The sequence below is a fragment of the Cupriavidus consociatus genome (genome assembly GCF_017814975.1).
Lineage (GTDB): Bacteria > Pseudomonadota > Gammaproteobacteria > Burkholderiales > Burkholderiaceae > Cupriavidus > Cupriavidus consociatus.
This window is the reverse complement of record NZ_JAGIQA010000026.1, coordinates 110,756-125,466: the sequence shown is the minus strand read 5'-3', so window position 1 is coordinate 125,466 and position 14,711 is coordinate 110,756. Positions and strand designations below refer to the sequence as shown.

The window sequence follows — 14,711 nt, the reverse complement described above, 5'->3', positions numbered from 1 at the left end:
GGGCCGTCGAAGCTGCCCTTGGCGCCGTTGACGTTGGCGGAGCCGATCGCGGTGCGCAGGTCGTCGATCGACATGCCGAGCGACGCCAGCGCGGCCGGGTTGGCCTGGATGCGCACCGCAGGGCGCTGCCCGCCGCTGATGGTGACCAGGCCCACGCCCTGGATCTGCGAGATCTTCTGCGCCACGCGCGTATCCACCATGTCCTGCAGCTTGGGCAGCGGCATGGTGTCGGACGTCATGGCGATGGTCATGATCGGCGCGTCGGCCGGGTTGACCTTGCTGTAGACCGGCGGCATCGGCAGGTCGGACGGCAGCAGGTTGCTGCCGGCGTTGATGGCGGCCTGCACTTCCTGTTCGGCTACGTCCAGCGGCAGCGTCAGCTCGAACTGCAGCGTGATCACCGAGGCGCCGCCCGACGAGGACGACGACATCTGCTTCAGGCCGGGCATCTGGCCGAACTGCCGCTCCAGCGGCGCGGTCACCGACGAAGTCATCACGTCGGGGCTGGCGCCGGGATAGAGCGTGGTGACCTGGATGGTCGGGTAGTCGACCTCAGGCAGCGCCGACAACGGCAGCAGCCGGTAGGCCACCAGCCCGGAGAGCAGGATGGCCAGCATCAGCAGCGCCGTCGCGACCGGGCGCTCGATGAAGAGGCGTGAGGGGTTCATGCGCGGTCCTTACTGCTGCTGCCGCTGCTGCTGCTCGCGGCGCTGGCCTTCGGCAACCGGGGCACTGGCGCCGCCTTCACGATGGCGGCGCTGTTCCCCGGCCACGCCGGATGCACCGCTGGCCGCCGCGCCACTGGCATCGCCGCGCGGCGCGCTGGCACCACCCCAGCCAGCCCCGTCGCGGTTGCGCCGGCCGCGTCCGCGCGGCTGGCTGGCCGGCACCGTCGCCGCGGCGCGCGCGGCCGGGTCGACCGCTTCCACCGTCATGCCTTCCTTGAGCCGGTCGGCGCCATCCACCACCACGCGCTGGCCGGGCTCCAGGCCCTTGAGCACCGCGTTGCGGCTGCCATCGCCGGGGCCCAGCGTGACCACTTGCACCTTGACCTTGCTGGCCTCGTCCACGGTGTAGACAAAGGTGCCCTGCTGGCCGCGCTGGATCGCCGCGACCGGGATCACGGTCGCGTCCCTGAGCGTGTCCACGCGCGTGCGCACGTTGACGAACTGGTTGGGAAACAGCATGCCGTCGGCATTGGGGAAGACTGCCTTGAGCTTGACCGTGCCGGTGGTGGTGTCGATCTGGTTGTCGGTGGTCAGCAGCTCGCCTTCGCCCAGCTGGTTGCGCACCTGGCGGTCCCACGCCTGGACCGGCAGCTTTTCGCCGGCGTTGAGCTTCTTCAGCACCGACGGCAGGTTGTCCTCGGGGATGGTGTACATCACCGCGATCGGCTGGATCTGCGTGATCAGTGCGATGCCGTTGGTGTCGCTGGTGTTGACGATATTCCCCGGATCGACCTGGCGCAGGCCGATGCGGCCGGACACCGGCGCCACGATCCTGGTATAGCCCAGCTGCAGGCGCGCGTTGGCGACGTTGCCCTGGTCGGTCTTGACCACGCCTTCGTACTGGCGCACCAGCGCGTCCTGGGTATCGACCTGCTGCTTGGAGATCGAGTCCTGGCCCAGCAGGGTGCGGTAGCGCTGCTGGTCCAGCCTTGCGTTCTGCAGCAGCGCCTGGTCGCGCGCCAGCTGGCCCACGGCCTGGTCCAGCGCGGCCTGGAACGGGCGCGGGTCGATCTCGGCCAGCACGTCGCCGGCCTTGACCATCTGGCCTTCCTTGAACAGCACCTTCAGCAGCGGTCCGGAAACCTGCGCGCGCACGGTCACGTTGGAGACCGGGGTCACGTTGCCCAGCCCGTTCAGGACCACGTCCATGTCGCGCTGGGCCACGGTGGCGACCACTACCGGCGAGCGCGGCATGCCGGCGCGCCCGCCCGGGCCGCCGGGACCGCCAGGGCGTCCCGCACCGGGTCCGCTGGCGCCGCCCGGGCCGCCTGCGGTGCCTTTGGTGGCATCGCCGCGGTGCGCATACCAGTACCAGCCGCCCCCTGCCAGCAGCAGCACCAGCAGCCCGGCGTACAGCCGGCGCCGGTTCCTGCGCGGTGGGGTGCCGCCGGGTGGCAGCGGTGGGCGGGAAGACGGGGGAGGAGGTTGGCCTTGTTCGGGGTTGGACATGTCCGCAAATCCTGGGAGCGGCGCGCCCGGCGCGCCGCGGTGTTCTGCCGGCAAGTGCTGCCGGCAAGTGACGATGCAGCACAGCAGTATGCCGCAACGCATAGGGCGCCGGCCGGCCACGGGGGCGGGGCGCCCAAGGGCCGCCGGCGTGCCGGCAAGTGCCGCGCGGCGCGCATGGGGCGGCGCCGACGGCAATTCATGCGGCAAGGATAATGTGCGGGCGCGGACGCCCGTATTTCGGCGCCCGGCGCTTTTATTACAGAGGATTACCAGCGCCCCAGGTGTAACCTCCGGAAACAAAACCGGCCGGCCGATCCGGCATGTGCGCCGCCCGGGCTGACTATCATGTGCCTATGCGAACGAACCAGCCTACCCAGATCCTCGTCGTCGACGACGATCCCGAACTCCGCGACCTGCTGCGCGAGTATCTGACCCAGCAGGGCTTTGCCGTCTCGGTGATGCACGACGGCGACGGCCTGCAGGCGCGCCTGGAGCGCGAGCGGCCGGCGCTGATCGTGCTCGACCTGATGATGCCCAAGGTCGATGGCCTGACCGCGCTGCGCAACCTGCGCGCCAAGAACGACGACATCCCGGTGATCCTGCTCACCGCCCGCAGCGACGAGATCGACCGCATCGTCGGCCTGGAGATCGGCGCCGACGACTACCTCGGCAAGCCGTTCTCGCCGCGCGAGCTGCTGGCGCGCATCAACGCCGTGCTGCGCCGCAAGCTGGCCCGTCCCGCCGCGGCGCCCGAGGACCGCGAATCGGTCGCGTTCGGCCCGTTCCGCGTCAATTTCCGCCAGCGCACGCTGACCCGCAGCGGCCAGCCGCTGTCGATCAGCGATACCGAATTCGCGCTGCTCAAGCTGCTGCTGATGCATCCGCTTGAAGTGCTGTCGCGCGAGCGCATCGTCGAGCTGATGTACGGCAGCGCCAGCGGCATCAGCGACCGCGGTATCGACGTGCAGATCTGGCGCCTGCGCCGCCTGCTGGACGAAGACGCGCAGCGCCCGCGCTATATCCAGACCGTTCGTGGCCGCGGCTACACCTTCGTGCCCGACGAAGCGGAAGAGATTCCCGCCGCGCTTTCCGATTAAAGCCCGCGGCGGCCGGCCGTTTTACCGCCTGACCTGCCGCCGCGTGCCACCCGAGCCTGTTTCCCGATGAAGTTGCGACGTATCGACACCCTGTTCGGCCGCATTGCCTTGCTGATCGCGGCCGTGCTCGTGATCAGCCACTTCTCGTGGCTGGCCATCCTGCGCATGGACCGGCGCCAGCAGCAGGTCGACTATTCCGTGGAGCAGATGCTGTTCCAGCTCGACAGCATCGAGCGCGCGCTCGACGCGCGCCCGCCGGCGAAGCTGCCCAGCCTGGTGGAGACCGCCGATACCGCCAGCGCCGATGAGCATGCCACCGCGCCCAAGGGCGGCCGCTCGCGCCGCCTGGTCGAACAGTTCATCTCGCGGCTGCCGCAGGGCACCGAGATCCGGCTCGAGGACGAGACCACGCCGCGCATCTGGATCAAGCTGCCGAGCCGCGACGACTGGATCGCCATGCCGATCCTCTGGGTCCACAACCCGCCGCCCGACAACCGGCTGGTGCCGGGCGTGATGCTGGTGGTGGGCGTGGCGATCGTGTTCGCGCTGCTGATCGCATGGCAGCTGCAGCGGCCGGTGCGGGACATGGCCAACGCGGCCGAACTGCTGTCGCGCCAGCGCGAGGTGCCGCCTTTGCGCGAGCGCGGGCCGCATGAATTGCGGCAGCTGATCGAACGCTTCAACCGCATGGTGGCTGACCTGGCGCGCATCGACCAGGAGCGCAATACGATGCTGGCGGGTATCGCGCATGACCTGAAGACGCCGCTGGCGCGGCTGCGGCTGCGCGCGGAAATGCTTGCCGATCCCAAGGCCGCGGCGGGCGTGACGCGGGACGTGGATTCGATGCAGGCGATCGTCGAGCAGTTCCTGAGCTTCGCGCAGACCAGTGAGTCGACGGCGCGGCCGGTGCCGGTGGACCGGCGGGTCAATGAGCTGGCGGCTTCGCTTGCCGAGCAGGAACGGCAGGTGGTGTTGTCGCTGGGGGCGGGCGATGGGTTCCGGATGATTGCCACGCAGCTGGACCGGATCATTGGCAACCTCGTTGACAATGCTTATGCCTATGGCAAGCCGCCGGTGTGCATCGCTACGACGCGTACAGCCGATGGTTATTTGCTGGTGGTCGAAGACCAGGGGGGCGGGATTCCTGAAGAGGACAAGGAGCGCGTCACGCTGCCGTTCGTGCGGCTGGACCCGGCTCGGGGTGGTAATGCGCATTCCGGGTTGGGGCTGGCGATTGTGGACCGGCTGGTGCGGCAGGCTGGGGGGAAGCTCAACCTGGTCAATGCTGAAGGGGGTGGGTTCAGGGTCGAGATGGCGTTTGGGGTGGTGGCATGAGATCTGCTCTGTAGACAAAAAAAGCTGACAGCCCCTCGCTTCGTGGAGGCTCCGGCCCTCTCCCCCGGCCCCCTGGAGAGGGAGAAGAACAACGTAGCCCTGCACAAGCTGTCGGGTTCGCTGGCGATGTGGTCAAGCGAGCGCAGCGAAGCGTTCGGTGCCAGGGCCAGTGACCTGCGAATGCTGCCGGCGCGCAGCGCAGCCGCAGGCGTTCCTACGTTGACCCCGGCAGCAGGGACCACCCACAGCTCGGGGCTCGTTCAAGAATCGCGTCAATCCCGCCACCGTGGCGCACCTTGCGGCAGGCAGCCCTGCTATGCGAGACAGCTCAGCCCCGCACGGAAGCCCAGGCACGCTACGATAAAAGTGGTCGTCCGCCCAGGACAAAAAAACGCGCTTTTGGTTACTTTTGCCGCTTGGGCAAAAGTGACTCGCCCCTTTAGGGGCGAAACCCTGGGCACATCAAATATCCGCCAGATGCCAAGCCGCAGCGAGATAGAACGGAGTTAGCGCCTCAATCCTCCGCCACGAACCCCGTAGCCTCAACAATCGGCTTCCAGGCCGCCCTCTCCACCTGAATCCTGCGCTTCGCCTCCTGCCCCGGCCGTGCCACAACCTCCAACCCCAGCGCCTCCAGCTTTCCCGCCGTAGCAGCATTCCCCGAAGCCGCAATAAACATCTTCTCAACCTTGGCAACCACGTCGGGCTGCGTGCCCGCCGGCACGAACACCCCGTACCAGCTGGTCGCATACTCGTACTGGCTGAAGCCTTGCTCCTTCATGGTAGGCACTTCAGGCAATGCCTTGGCCCGCCGTGTCCCGCTGACGCCGAGGAACTGCAGCTTGCCCCCCTTGTACAGCGGCATCATGCTGGCAACGGCATCCCACCCGATCGACACATTGCCGCTGACCACGTCGACCAGCATCGGCGCCGCGCCGCGATAGGCGGCCGGCGTGATGGCGATGCCTGCTGCCTTGCCGAGCGCCACAGTACCGAGGTGCCCGGCGCTGCCGATGGTCGCCAGGCCCAGGCTTGCGCCCGCAGGGTTTCGCTTCGCCCACTCCAGGTATTCCTTCATGTTCCGGTATGGCTGTTGCACCCCGGCGGCCACCACGGTCGGCACGTCGGTCAGCACCGCCGCCGGCACCAGGTCCTTGTCTGCGTCGTAGCCGAGCTTCTTGTACGTCAGCGGAAAGATCGTGAACAGCGGCGATGGCCCGATGAACACCGTCTTGCCGTCCGGCCTGGACCGCTTCACGTAGTCCAGCGCCAGCCGTGCCGACGCACCCGGCCGGTTCTCGACCACCACGGTGCCGTGGCCGTCCTGGCGCAGCTGCTCGGCGTACAGGCGCGCCAGGCTGTCGGCGGCGCCGCCCGGGGCGTAGCCGACGATGATGTGCAGCGGTTCGGCATCGGCTGCACGGGCCGCGCCCGCGACGGCAATAGCGGCTGCGGCAGCCGCGCTGGTCAGTGCGGCCAGCAGGCCGCGTGCGAAACGGGAGTCAGCAGTCATGGCGTTCGGGATGCGTTGAGTTTGGCGGCGCCGGACAGCGGTATTCATGGCAGCGTGGGCCAGCGGCCGCGGAAGTCGTGCGTGGACTCGAACAGCGCTGCGGCATGCAGCAGGCCAGCGTCGTGCCGGAACCGGCCTACCAGTTGCAGGCCGATGGGCAGGCCATCATTGCCAAAGCCGCAGGGCAGGCTGATCGCCGGGTGGCCGGTCATGTTGAACGGCATGGTCCACGGAAACCAGCACGCGCGCACATTGTCGTAATGCCGGCCGTCGATCTCGATCTGGCCGAACAGGTCCTGGTCGAGCGGCAGCGCCGTGCGCGTGAGCGTGGGCATCGCCAGCAGCTCGGCATCCGCCAGCAGGTCTTGCACGCGCAGGAACAGCTTCGAGCGCTCGAACATGGCCTGCTGGTATTCCATGCCGGTCACATGCGCGGCGGATTCCACCTGCCGCACAAAGGTTGCGCTGAGGGCCTCGCGATGCTGGGCCACGATCGGCGCGAAGCGGGTGCGCCAGACCGTATGGTTGATGGCGCGCCAGATCGGCTCGACTTCGAAGCCGTCGCCGGAAAACGGCTCCAGCACGGCGCCCAGTTCGCGCAGACGCGCCAGGCCAGCCTCGAATGCCGCGGTGACATCGGTGGCCACCGCGCGGCCCGGCGGCGCCAGGCAATAGCGGATGCGCACGCCGCGCAGGTCGCCGTGCGGCTGCGCGGCTGCCACGTAATCGGGGGCCGGCACGCCCAGTGACCAGGGGTCGCAAGGATGCTCGCCGCCCATCGCCTGCATCATCAGCGCGGTATCCATCACGGTGCGCGTGGTCGGCGTGACATAGGTCTGGTTGCCGAACAGGTCCTGCGCCTGGCTGTGCGGGATCACGCCCTGGCTCTGCTTGATGCCGACCACGCCGTTGCATGCCGCCGGGATGCGAGTCGAGCCACCGCCATCGGTCGCTACCGCCAGCGGCGCGATGCCACTCGCGACTGCCACCGCGGCGCCGCCGCTGGAGCCGCCGCTGGTGCGCTGCGCATGCCAGGCATTGCGCGTGCGGCCAAACAGCGGCGAATCGGTCAGGCACTTGGAACCGAACTCCGGCGTGGTGGTCTTGCCGACGAGGATTGCTCCGTGTGCGCGTAGCCGGGCCACTGCGACGGCGTCCTGGCCCGGCACATTGTCGCGCATCGGTACGGCGCCAAAGGTCGTGCGCACGCCGCGCGTGTTGACGATGTCCTTGACGGTGAAAGGGATGCCATGCAGCGGACCGAGCGGGCGGCCGGCCATCACGTCCTGCTCGGCGGCGCGGGCGGCAGCCATGGCCTCGTCGGCGCATAGCGTGATGAAGCAGTTCAGCTCGGGCTGCAGCCGTGCGGCACGGGCCAGCACGGCGTCCATCAGTTCGACGGGGGAGATGTCCTTGCGTCGGACGCGGGCCTGCAGTTCAGCAGCGGACAGAAGGCAAAGCGCTTCGCTCATCGGCGTGCGTCTCCTGGCACGGGCCGGTATGTGGCCGGCCACGATGGGACGGCGGGGGGCAGGCCCGCCGCCGCGGATCAGCGGGACAGACCCGCCATGGCAGGGCCCGGCCGCAAAGCGCGCGCGCCGGACGCCGGCGCTGGCAGTGTAACCCGCTCAGACCTTCTTTTTGTCCCCGATCCGGCTTTCCTTGCCGGCCAGCAGCTTGGCAATATTCTGCCGATGCCGCGCGATCAGCAGCACGCTGATCACGAAGATGGCACCAGTCATCACATCCACGCCATTCATCAGCACATAAAAGAACGGCGCGAAGATCGCCGACACCAGCGCCGCCAGCGACGAATAGCGGAAGAAGAACGCAATGATCAACCAGGTGGCCATTGTTCCCAGCCCCAGGGTCGGGTCGATCGCCAGCAGGATACCAGCCGCCGTGGCCACGCCCTTGCCGCCGGCAAAGCGGTGGTACACCGGGAACAGGTGGCCGAGGAATACCGCCAGCGCCACCATGGCCAGGCCGGTTTCATTCAACCCGTAGGCCGGGCCGAAGCGCGCCGCCAGCCACACCGCCAGCCAGCCCTTCAGCGCATCGCCGATCAGCGTCAGGATCGCGGCCTTCTTGTTGCCGGTGCGCAGCACATTGGTCGCCCCCGGGTTGCCCGATCCGTACGAATGCGGGTCCGGCAGCCCCATCAGCTTGCTGACGACAACAGCAAAGGAAATCGAGCCGATCAGGTAGGCGGCGAGGGCGAAAAGCAGGTTGGCCATGTGCAGTGGGGTGTTTTCAAGCTGGCGGGATTGTAGCGCGGCGGCGCCTTCACCACGTCCGTGACTTCCCGGATTGGCATGGGTGGCGGCCATGCGCGTGGCGCCGGGTGGCGGCTGCGGCGCCTGGCCAGCGCCTCAGTCAGGCAGCGCGCACTGGACCGGATGTGCATCGACCAGCCCCGGCAGCAGCTTCGGGTCCAGGCTGACGAGATAGCCGCGCCGCCCGCCGTTGATGTAGATGCGCTCCAGCTCCAGCACCGTGGCCTCCACATACACCGGCATGCGCTTGCGCGTGCCGAACGGCGAGGTGCCGCCGACCATGTAGCCGCTGTGGCGCTGCGCCACTTCCGGCTTGCATGGCTGCACGCTCTTGCGCCCGGTCTGGCGCGCCAGGTTCTTGGTCGAGACCGAGCAGTCGCCGTGCATCAGCACCACCAGCGGCTGCGCGCGCTCGTCTTCCATGATCAGGGTCTTGACCACGTCGTGCTCTGGAACGCCGAGCTGGCGCGCCGATTCTCCGGTGCCGCCATGCTCGACGTATTCATAGGGGTGTTCGCCGAAGGCCACGCCTTGCTTGCGCAGGAACTGGGTGGCGGGGGTTTCGGAGACGTGCTTGTTCTTGCTCATGGCGATGTTGCCGCTCGGTGTCGCTAAATTTCGCTGGGTTTCGCCAGGTTTCTCACCCGCGCGGATGGTGCTGCTGGTGCAGCTCGCGCAGGCGCTCGCGCGCGACGTGGGTGTAGATCTGCGTGGTGGAGATATCGGCGTGGCCGAGCAGCAGCTGTACCACGCGCAGGTCGGCGCCGTGGTTGAGCAGGTGCGTGGCAAAGGCGTGCCGCAGCGTGTGCGGGGACAGCGGCGCGTGCACGCCGGCATCGCGCGCGTGGCGCTTGATCAGGTGCCAGAACGCCTGCCGCGTCATGCCTTCGCCGCGCTGCGTGACGAACAGCGCGTCGCAGGCGCGCCCGGCCAGCAGCGCGGGGCGCGCGCTGGCGAGGTAGCTGCGCAGCCAGTCGGCGGCCTGCTGGCCGAACGGGACCAGCCGCTCCTTGTCGCCCTTGCCGCCGACCACGCGCGCCACGCCCTCGTTCAGGCCGATCTCGATGGTCTTCATCTGCGTCAGCTCGGACACGCGCAGGCCGCTGGCGTACATCAGCTCCAGCATGGTGCGGTCGCGCAGGCCCAGCGGCGTGCTGGTGTCGGGCGCTTCCAGCAGCGCATCGACCTGCGCCTCGCTCAGTGTCTTGGGGTGGCGCGGCGGCTGCTTGGCGGGGCGCAGCAGCAGGCAGGGATCGGCTTCGACGATGTGCTCGCGCAGCGCCCACTGGTAGAAGCGCCGGAACACCGCCAGCCGGCGATTGGCCGACGACGCGCGCGTCTGCGTGTGGCGTGCGTTGAAGTAGGCCGAGAGCACGCTGTCGTCCACGCCCGGCAGTTCGCCACGGCCTTCGTGGCGCAGCCAGCGCGCCAGCAGTGTCAGGTCGCGCCGGTAGGCGTCGATGGTGTTCTGCGACAGGCCATCCTCCAGCCACAGCGCATCGCAGAAGCGGCTGACCAGCGCCGCGTCGGCATCGCTTGCCTCCGCGGCGAGGTCTGTCGGCGCGTCCGCCGCTGCCGTCCGTGCCACGGGGCTCATATCAGCATGGCGCCCTCATGGCGCAGCAGCCAGCGTTTGACGTCGAGGTAGAAACCATCTTCGGCATGATGGGAGAAGCCGCCGATGCCGCGGGCCGAGACCACGCGATGGCAGGGAATCACGATCGGGAACGGGTTCTGGCCGCAGGCCTGGCCTACCGCGCGCGGCATTGCACCGATGGCCTCGGCAATGGTGCCGTAGGTGGTGGTGGCGCCGCGCGGCACGGCCGCGATGGCCTGCCAGACGCGCTGCTGGAAACCGCTGCCGGCCGGTGCCAGCGGCAGGTCGAAGCGCGCGTCGGGATTGGTGTAGTAGGCCTCGAGCTGCGCTTCGAGCCGGGCCACGACTTCTCGCATCCGCGCATCGGCCGGCGCGCGGGCTTCGACGTGCCCCGGCAGGTACACGATGGCCAGGATGCGGGTGCCGTCCGTGCGCACGCCGACCTTGCCGAACGGGGCAGGGAGGATGGCATCGTAAGTGGCAGGCATGGCGGTCTGACTGGGGGCGAATGCTGGATTTTAGTGCTTTTTGCGTCCGCAAGAAAAAAGCCGCCTTTGCAGGCGGCCTTTGGTGGTGTGCGTTGGCAGCAAGTGCTGCAGCCGGATTACTGCTCCAGCTTGATGTTCTGCACCTTTACCAGGTTCTTCATCTTGTCGAACTCTTTCTTGATCTCGGCCGCGTGCTGCGCCGGCGTATTGCCCGACGGTTCGGCGCCGGCGGTGCGCAGGCGCTCCTGGAAGCCCTTGTCCTGCAGGGCCTTGACCGCGGCGTCGTTCAGCTTCTTGATGACGTCGTCAGGCGTGCCGGCCGGCGCCACCAGGCCGTACCAGGCCGGGTCGTTCGGCTCCTTCAGGCCCATTTCGCCGAAGGTCGGCACGTCCGGCATCGATTCCAGGCGCTTGTTCCAGGCCACCACCAGCGGGCGCAGCTTGCCGGCCTTGATGTAGGGCATCGACGACGGCAGGTTGTCCACGATGATCGGTACCTGGCCGGCCAGCACGTCGTTCAGCGCCGGGCCCGCGCCGCGGTACGGGATATGGACCATGAACGTCTTGGTCGAAACCTTGAACTGCTCGCCCAGCATATGGCCGAAGCCGCAGGTGCCCGACGACGCGTACGAGTACTTGCCCGGGTTGGCCTTCAGCACGGCCAGGAAATCCTTGTAGGTCTTGGCCGGGAAGTTCGGGTTCACCGCGATCACGTTGGCCACGTTGGCCAGGTTGGTGATGGGCTTGAAGTCCTTGATCGGGTCGTACGACAGCTTGGGGTTGCAGGCCGGGTTCACGGCCATGGTCGACACCGTCGAGATGCCGATGGTGTAGCCGTCCGGCGCCGCCTTGGCGATCGCGTCCGCACCGATCGAGCCGCCCCCGCCGGCGCGGTTTTCCACGACCACCGGCTGGCCCAGGATGCGGCTCATCTGGTCGGCGGCACCGCGGCCGACGATGTCGGTGGTGCCGCCCGGTGCGAACGGAATAATCAGGCGGATCGGCTTGGTCGGATAGCTCTGGGCGTGCGCCGTGGTGGCGGCCGCGACCAGGGCCAGGGTCAGAGCGAGTTTGCCAGCTTGCATGAGATCATGTCTCCCGTCAGAAGTCCGGGCAGGGTGCTGCCCGGAAGCAAAGAAACCGTCGCGGTGCCACAGGTAAAGGCACGGCGGCGGCAGCGTAAAAAAGGGCGACCCGAGGGTTGCCCGAGGGCAGCCTTGGTCAGCCGCCGAGCAGTCCGCGCTTGACGTCCTGGTCGACCGGACTGTCGCCCAGGAACACTCGCAGCACGGCCTGGTAGAAGTCTTCGCCAGGGATCGGACGGCCGCGCGGCGTGCCGTTGATGGCGACGACCGTGCCTGTCTGCGGGCTGAAGTCCAGGTTGATCACGTCGCCCTTGTGCGCGTTGCCGACCTCGCCCAGGGTGCGCTCGAACTGCGTCAGCCGCGCAGCCAGTCCCCGCACCTGCGTTTCGCTGTGGTTGTCGCGAATGCCCTTGCGGATGGCGCGGGCAAAGGCGGGCGGTTCGGCCTCGCGCAGCATGCGCAACTGTAGCCGCTTGGCGCCGGGCGTGCCGAGTACCACGGTCGCGTTGCGGGCCTTTTCCTGCAGGTACAGCGCGGCCACGTAGCCCTTGGTGAGGAAGCCCGCGCGCAGCCCGGTGCCGTTGAGCTGCAGCTCCTTGCCGCCCACGCGCGCGGCGTCATCGAAGCGGATCCCTTCCATCTCGACCGCGCGCGCCGGCATGGCAACGGCGGTGGTGGCGCACAGCAGCATCACCAGCAGGGCGACCGCGCGGGAGCGCAGGCCGACGGGAAGGCCAGGGCGTGAACGGGAGCGAAGACGGGTGTCCGGGCCTGGCGGCGCGGAACGGATGCGGGACAACATGGCGGCAGGGCGTACAACTTGGCATGCCATGCTGACCTAAATCTGGAAAAATACCTATCCGTATCTGCCCTAGTCTGCACATTCCCGCGTGCCCGGCCGTTATTCCCTCCCCCATGCGGCGGGGATCGCTACCGGAAGCCGGGCAGCTACCGCGCCGTGCCCGTCGCCATACAACAACAACGACAATGTCTTCTGCTCTCCTGCTGGTGCCTGACTTCAGCCTGATCCTGATCGGCTGGCTGCTGGTGCGCTATACCCCGTTTGACCGCCCCTTTTGGGGCGGGGTGGAGCGGCTGGTCTACTTTGTGCTGTTCCCGGCGCTGCTGCTGCAGTCGACCAATGCCGCGGTCTTCGATTTCTCGTCGACCTCGGCGATGCTGGGCCTGGCGCTGCTGGCGATGGCTGTCGGCATGGCCGGCGGCTACGCCGTCAAGTGGGTGCTGAAGCCCGATGCGCTGAGCTTTGCCTCGGGCCTGCAGACCGCCTTCCGCTTTAACTCCTACATCGGCCTGGCGCTGGCGTCGCGCCTGGGCGGCAGCGAGGGGCTCGCGCTGATGGCGGTGATCGTCGGCTGCACCGTGCCGCTGTGCAACGTGGCGGCGGTGTGGGCGCTGGCCCGGCACGGCGAGACCGCGCTGTGGAAGGAACTGGCGCGCAACCCGCTGATCCTGGCCACCGCCGGCGGCCTCGTGACCAACCTGCTGGGCCTGCACCCGCCCGAGGTGGTGGCGATGACGCTGAACCGGCTGGGCTCGGCCTCGACCGCGCTGGGGCTGATGACGGTGGGCGCCGGGCTGCAGATGAGCGGGGCGACCGGCACGGTGGGACCGGTGGCCTGGTGGACCGGGATCAAGCTGCTGGCGATGCCGTGCGTGGCGTGGCTGGTGGGACGGTACCTGCCGCTGACCGCGTTGCAGTACCAGATCGTGGTGCTGTATGCCTCGCTGCCGACCGCGTCAAGCGCCTATATCCTGGCGGTGCGCATGGGCGGCAACGGGCCGATGGTGGCGGCCACGATCTCGGTGATGACGGTAGGTGCCATCGTTACCACGCCGCTGTGGCTGGCGCTGGTCAGCTAGATCATCAGTTCTAAGGTCAGCCAGATCCGGCCGGCCGGATCCGATTATCCGCTGCGTGCCGGCTCGCCTTGCGCGAGCGCCCAGTCGATATGTTCTTGCACCAGCGGTGAAGCGGATTCGCGCCGCGCCTGCAACGCCTCGCGGATGCGCGCGGCGAGGGCGGCGTCTTCCGCGCCGGTGCCGGAAAGCGCCGTGCGCAGGCTGTTGCCAAGCCCGACGGCAAGGTTGCGCAGCCAGCGCTCATGGCCGATGCGGCGGATCGGGCTGCCCTCCAGGCGCTGGTTGAACTCGTCTTCGGTCCACTGGAACAGCGCCACCATGTCGGGCGCCTCCAGGCCATTGCGCACGTCGAAATCCGGCACGCTGGCCACGTGCGCAAACTTGTTCCACGGGCAGGCAAGCTGGCAGTCGTCGCAGCCATAGACGCGGTTGCCCATCGGCGCGCGGAATTCGACCGGGATCGTGCCCTTGTGCTCGATGGTCAGGTAGGAGATGCAGCGGCGCGCATCGAGCCGGTAGGGCGCGACGATGGCGCGCGTGGGGCAGATGTCGAGGCAGCGGTGGCAGTTGCCGCAGTGGTCCGGTTCGGGCGCATCGGCCGGCAGCGGGATATCGACCAGGATCTCGCCCAGGAAGAACATCGAGCCGCCGTCGCGGTCGAGCAGCAGCGTATGCTTGCCGCGCCAGCCGAGGCCGCCCTGGCTGGCCAGCGCCACTTCCATCACCGGCGCGGAATCGGTGAAGACACGGTAGCCGAACTTGCCGATTTCGGCCTCGATCCGGCTGGCCAGCTGCTGCAGACGGCTGCGCAGGACCTTGTGGTAGTCACGGCCGCGCGCGTACAGCGACACCACCGCCGTGGCCGGATCGCCCAGCCGCGCCAGTTCGCGCCGGCGCCAGTCGGGCGCGCCCGGCGGGGTCTCGGTGGCGGGGACATAGGGCATGCGCGCCACGATGGCGCGTACCGTGCCAGGCACCAGTTCGGCCGGACGGGCGCGCCGCAAGCCGTGGTTCGCCATATAATCCATGTCGCCGTGGTAACCCTGCTCCAGCCATGCCAGAAGCCCCGGCTCGGCGTGGCCAAGATCGACGTCGGCGATGCGCACCGACGCAAAACCCAGCGCCGCGCCCCAGGCGCGGATGGACTCCGCAAGCGCCGCCAGCTCCCCCGGGCCGGCCTGGCCGGATTGCCCTGGAGCATTTGCGGGAACACTGTGCGCGCCTGGCGCGCTGGCCGGCGGCTTGACTGCTGGGTCGATCAT

Annotated in this window: 14 protein-coding genes; 3 read left to right on the top strand and 11 right to left on the bottom strand. The window is 68.4% G+C overall.

Features of this window, described 5'->3' with window-relative positions; genetic code table 11:
• Window positions 1–668, bottom strand: a 668-nt coding sequence (locus J8I82_RS28770) for an efflux RND transporter permease subunit (protein ID WP_209762548.1), incomplete at its 3' end; no start/stop codon positions are given.
• A gap of 9 nt (window positions 669–677) precedes the next feature.
• Window positions 678–2,177 (bottom strand): MdtA/MuxA family multidrug efflux RND transporter periplasmic adaptor subunit, encoded by a 1,500-nt coding sequence (locus J8I82_RS28765; protein ID WP_209762545.1) that lies wholly within the window; start codon window positions 2,175–2,177, stop codon window positions 678–680.
• Between the two features lie 353 nt (window positions 2,178–2,530).
• Between J8I82_RS28765 and J8I82_RS28760 the strand changes: the two genes are divergently transcribed.
• Both J8I82_RS28760 and J8I82_RS28755 read left to right on the top strand, forming a co-directional pair.
• The gene (locus J8I82_RS28760) at window positions 2,531–3,274 is read left to right on the top strand and encodes a response regulator (RefSeq protein ID WP_209762542.1); all 744 of its coding nucleotides are present in this window, start codon (window positions 2,531–2,533) and stop codon (window positions 3,272–3,274) included.
• Window positions 3,275–3,340: 66 nt separating this feature from the next.
• The gene (locus J8I82_RS28755; RefSeq protein ID WP_209762540.1) at window positions 3,341–4,609 is read left to right on the top strand and encodes an ATP-binding protein; all 1,269 of its coding nucleotides are present in this window, start codon (window positions 3,341–3,343) and stop codon (window positions 4,607–4,609) included.
• A gap of 514 nt (window positions 4,610–5,123) precedes the next feature.
• On the opposite strand, the gene J8I82_RS28750 is transcribed toward J8I82_RS28755, so the two are convergent.
• The 8 genes from J8I82_RS28750 to J8I82_RS28715 all read right to left on the bottom strand — a co-directional run bounded on the left by J8I82_RS28750 (window position 5,124) and on the right by J8I82_RS28715 (window position 12,370).
• Window positions 5,124–6,122 carry a tripartite tricarboxylate transporter substrate-binding protein gene (locus J8I82_RS28750; protein WP_209762535.1) on the bottom strand — a complete coding sequence of 333 codons (999 nt, stop codon included), beginning with the start codon at window positions 6,120–6,122 and terminating at the stop codon, window positions 5,124–5,126.
• A 44-nt stretch (window positions 6,123–6,166) separates the two neighbouring features.
• Window positions 6,167–7,594 (bottom strand): amidase, encoded by a 1,428-nt coding sequence (locus J8I82_RS28745; RefSeq protein WP_209762532.1) that lies wholly within the window; start codon window positions 7,592–7,594, stop codon window positions 6,167–6,169.
• 156 nt (window positions 7,595–7,750) lie between these two features.
• Window positions 7,751–8,359, bottom strand: a complete 609-nt coding sequence (gene plsY, locus J8I82_RS28740; protein ID WP_209762529.1) for a glycerol-3-phosphate 1-O-acyltransferase PlsY — start codon at window positions 8,357–8,359, stop codon at window positions 7,751–7,753.
• Between the two features lie 135 nt (window positions 8,360–8,494).
• The gene (locus tag J8I82_RS28735; RefSeq protein WP_209762527.1) at window positions 8,495–8,986 is read right to left on the bottom strand and encodes an aminoacyl-tRNA deacylase; all 492 of its coding nucleotides are present in this window, start codon (window positions 8,984–8,986) and stop codon (window positions 8,495–8,497) included.
• A 52-nt stretch (window positions 8,987–9,038) separates the two neighbouring features.
• The gene (gene xerD / locus J8I82_RS28730) at window positions 9,039–9,995 is read right to left on the bottom strand and encodes a site-specific tyrosine recombinase XerD (protein ID WP_209762524.1); all 957 of its coding nucleotides are present in this window, start codon (window positions 9,993–9,995) and stop codon (window positions 9,039–9,041) included.
• A complete protein-coding gene (locus J8I82_RS28725; RefSeq protein ID WP_209762522.1) occupies window positions 9,992–10,483 on the bottom strand; it encodes a methylated-DNA--[protein]-cysteine S-methyltransferase in 492 nt (163 codons plus the stop codon). The genes xerD and J8I82_RS28725 overlap by 4 nt, the downstream gene beginning before the upstream one ends.
• Window positions 10,484–10,599: 116 nt before the next feature.
• Window positions 10,600–11,568: a tripartite tricarboxylate transporter substrate binding protein BugE gene (locus J8I82_RS28720; RefSeq protein ID WP_209762519.1), complete on the bottom strand. Its 969-nt coding sequence runs from the start codon at window positions 11,566–11,568 to the stop codon at window positions 10,600–10,602.
• Between the two features lie 136 nt (window positions 11,569–11,704).
• Window positions 11,705–12,370, bottom strand: a complete 666-nt coding sequence (locus tag J8I82_RS28715) for a chalcone isomerase family protein (protein WP_209762516.1) — start codon at window positions 12,368–12,370, stop codon at window positions 11,705–11,707.
• 185 nt (window positions 12,371–12,555) lie between these two features.
• Between J8I82_RS28715 and J8I82_RS28710 the strand changes: the two genes are divergently transcribed.
• Window positions 12,556–13,449: an AEC family transporter gene (locus J8I82_RS28710; RefSeq protein ID WP_209762513.1), complete on the top strand. Its 894-nt coding sequence runs from the start codon at window positions 12,556–12,558 to the stop codon at window positions 13,447–13,449.
• Between the two features lie 44 nt (window positions 13,450–13,493).
• Here the strand turns inward: J8I82_RS28710 and queG are convergent, their stop codons facing one another.
• A complete protein-coding gene (gene queG, locus J8I82_RS28705) occupies window positions 13,494–14,711 on the bottom strand; it encodes a tRNA epoxyqueuosine(34) reductase QueG (RefSeq protein WP_245180215.1) in 1,218 nt (405 codons plus the stop codon).

Bases quoted from the DNA above. Each gene is read 5' to 3' on its own strand.
- J8I82_RS28765 (WP_209762545.1), bottom strand. From the start codon at position 2,177: ATGTCCAACCCCGAACAAGGCCAACCTCCTCCCCCGTCTTCCCGCCCA.
- J8I82_RS28760 (WP_209762542.1), top strand. From the start codon at position 2,531: ATGCGAACGAACCAGCCTACCCAGATCCTCGTCGTCGACGACGATCCC.
- J8I82_RS28755 (WP_209762540.1), top strand. From the start codon at position 3,341: ATGAAGTTGCGACGTATCGACACCCTGTTCGGCCGCATTGCCTTGCTG.
- J8I82_RS28750 (WP_209762535.1), bottom strand. From the start codon at position 6,122: ATGACTGCTGACTCCCGTTTCGCACGCGGCCTGCTGGCCGCACTGACC.
- J8I82_RS28745 (WP_209762532.1), bottom strand. From the start codon at position 7,594: ATGAGCGAAGCGCTTTGCCTTCTGTCCGCTGCTGAACTGCAGGCCCGC.
- plsY (WP_209762529.1), bottom strand. From the start codon at position 8,359: ATGGCCAACCTGCTTTTCGCCCTCGCCGCCTACCTGATCGGCTCGATT.
- J8I82_RS28735 (WP_209762527.1), bottom strand. From the start codon at position 8,986: ATGAGCAAGAACAAGCACGTCTCCGAAACCCCCGCCACCCAGTTCCTG.
- xerD (WP_209762524.1), bottom strand. From the start codon at position 9,995: ATGAGCCCCGTGGCACGGACGGCAGCGGCGGACGCGCCGACAGACCTC.
- J8I82_RS28725 (WP_209762522.1), bottom strand. From the start codon at position 10,483: ATGCCTGCCACTTACGATGCCATCCTCCCTGCCCCGTTCGGCAAGGTC.
- J8I82_RS28720 (WP_209762519.1), bottom strand. From the start codon at position 11,568: ATGCAAGCTGGCAAACTCGCTCTGACCCTGGCCCTGGTCGCGGCCGCC.
- J8I82_RS28715 (WP_209762516.1), bottom strand. From the start codon at position 12,370: ATGTTGTCCCGCATCCGTTCCGCGCCGCCAGGCCCGGACACCCGTCTT.
- J8I82_RS28710 (WP_209762513.1), top strand. From the start codon at position 12,556: ATGTCTTCTGCTCTCCTGCTGGTGCCTGACTTCAGCCTGATCCTGATC.
- queG (WP_245180215.1), bottom strand. From the start codon at position 14,711: ATGATCGACCCAGCAGTCAAGCCGCCGGCCAGCGCGCCAGGCGCGCAC.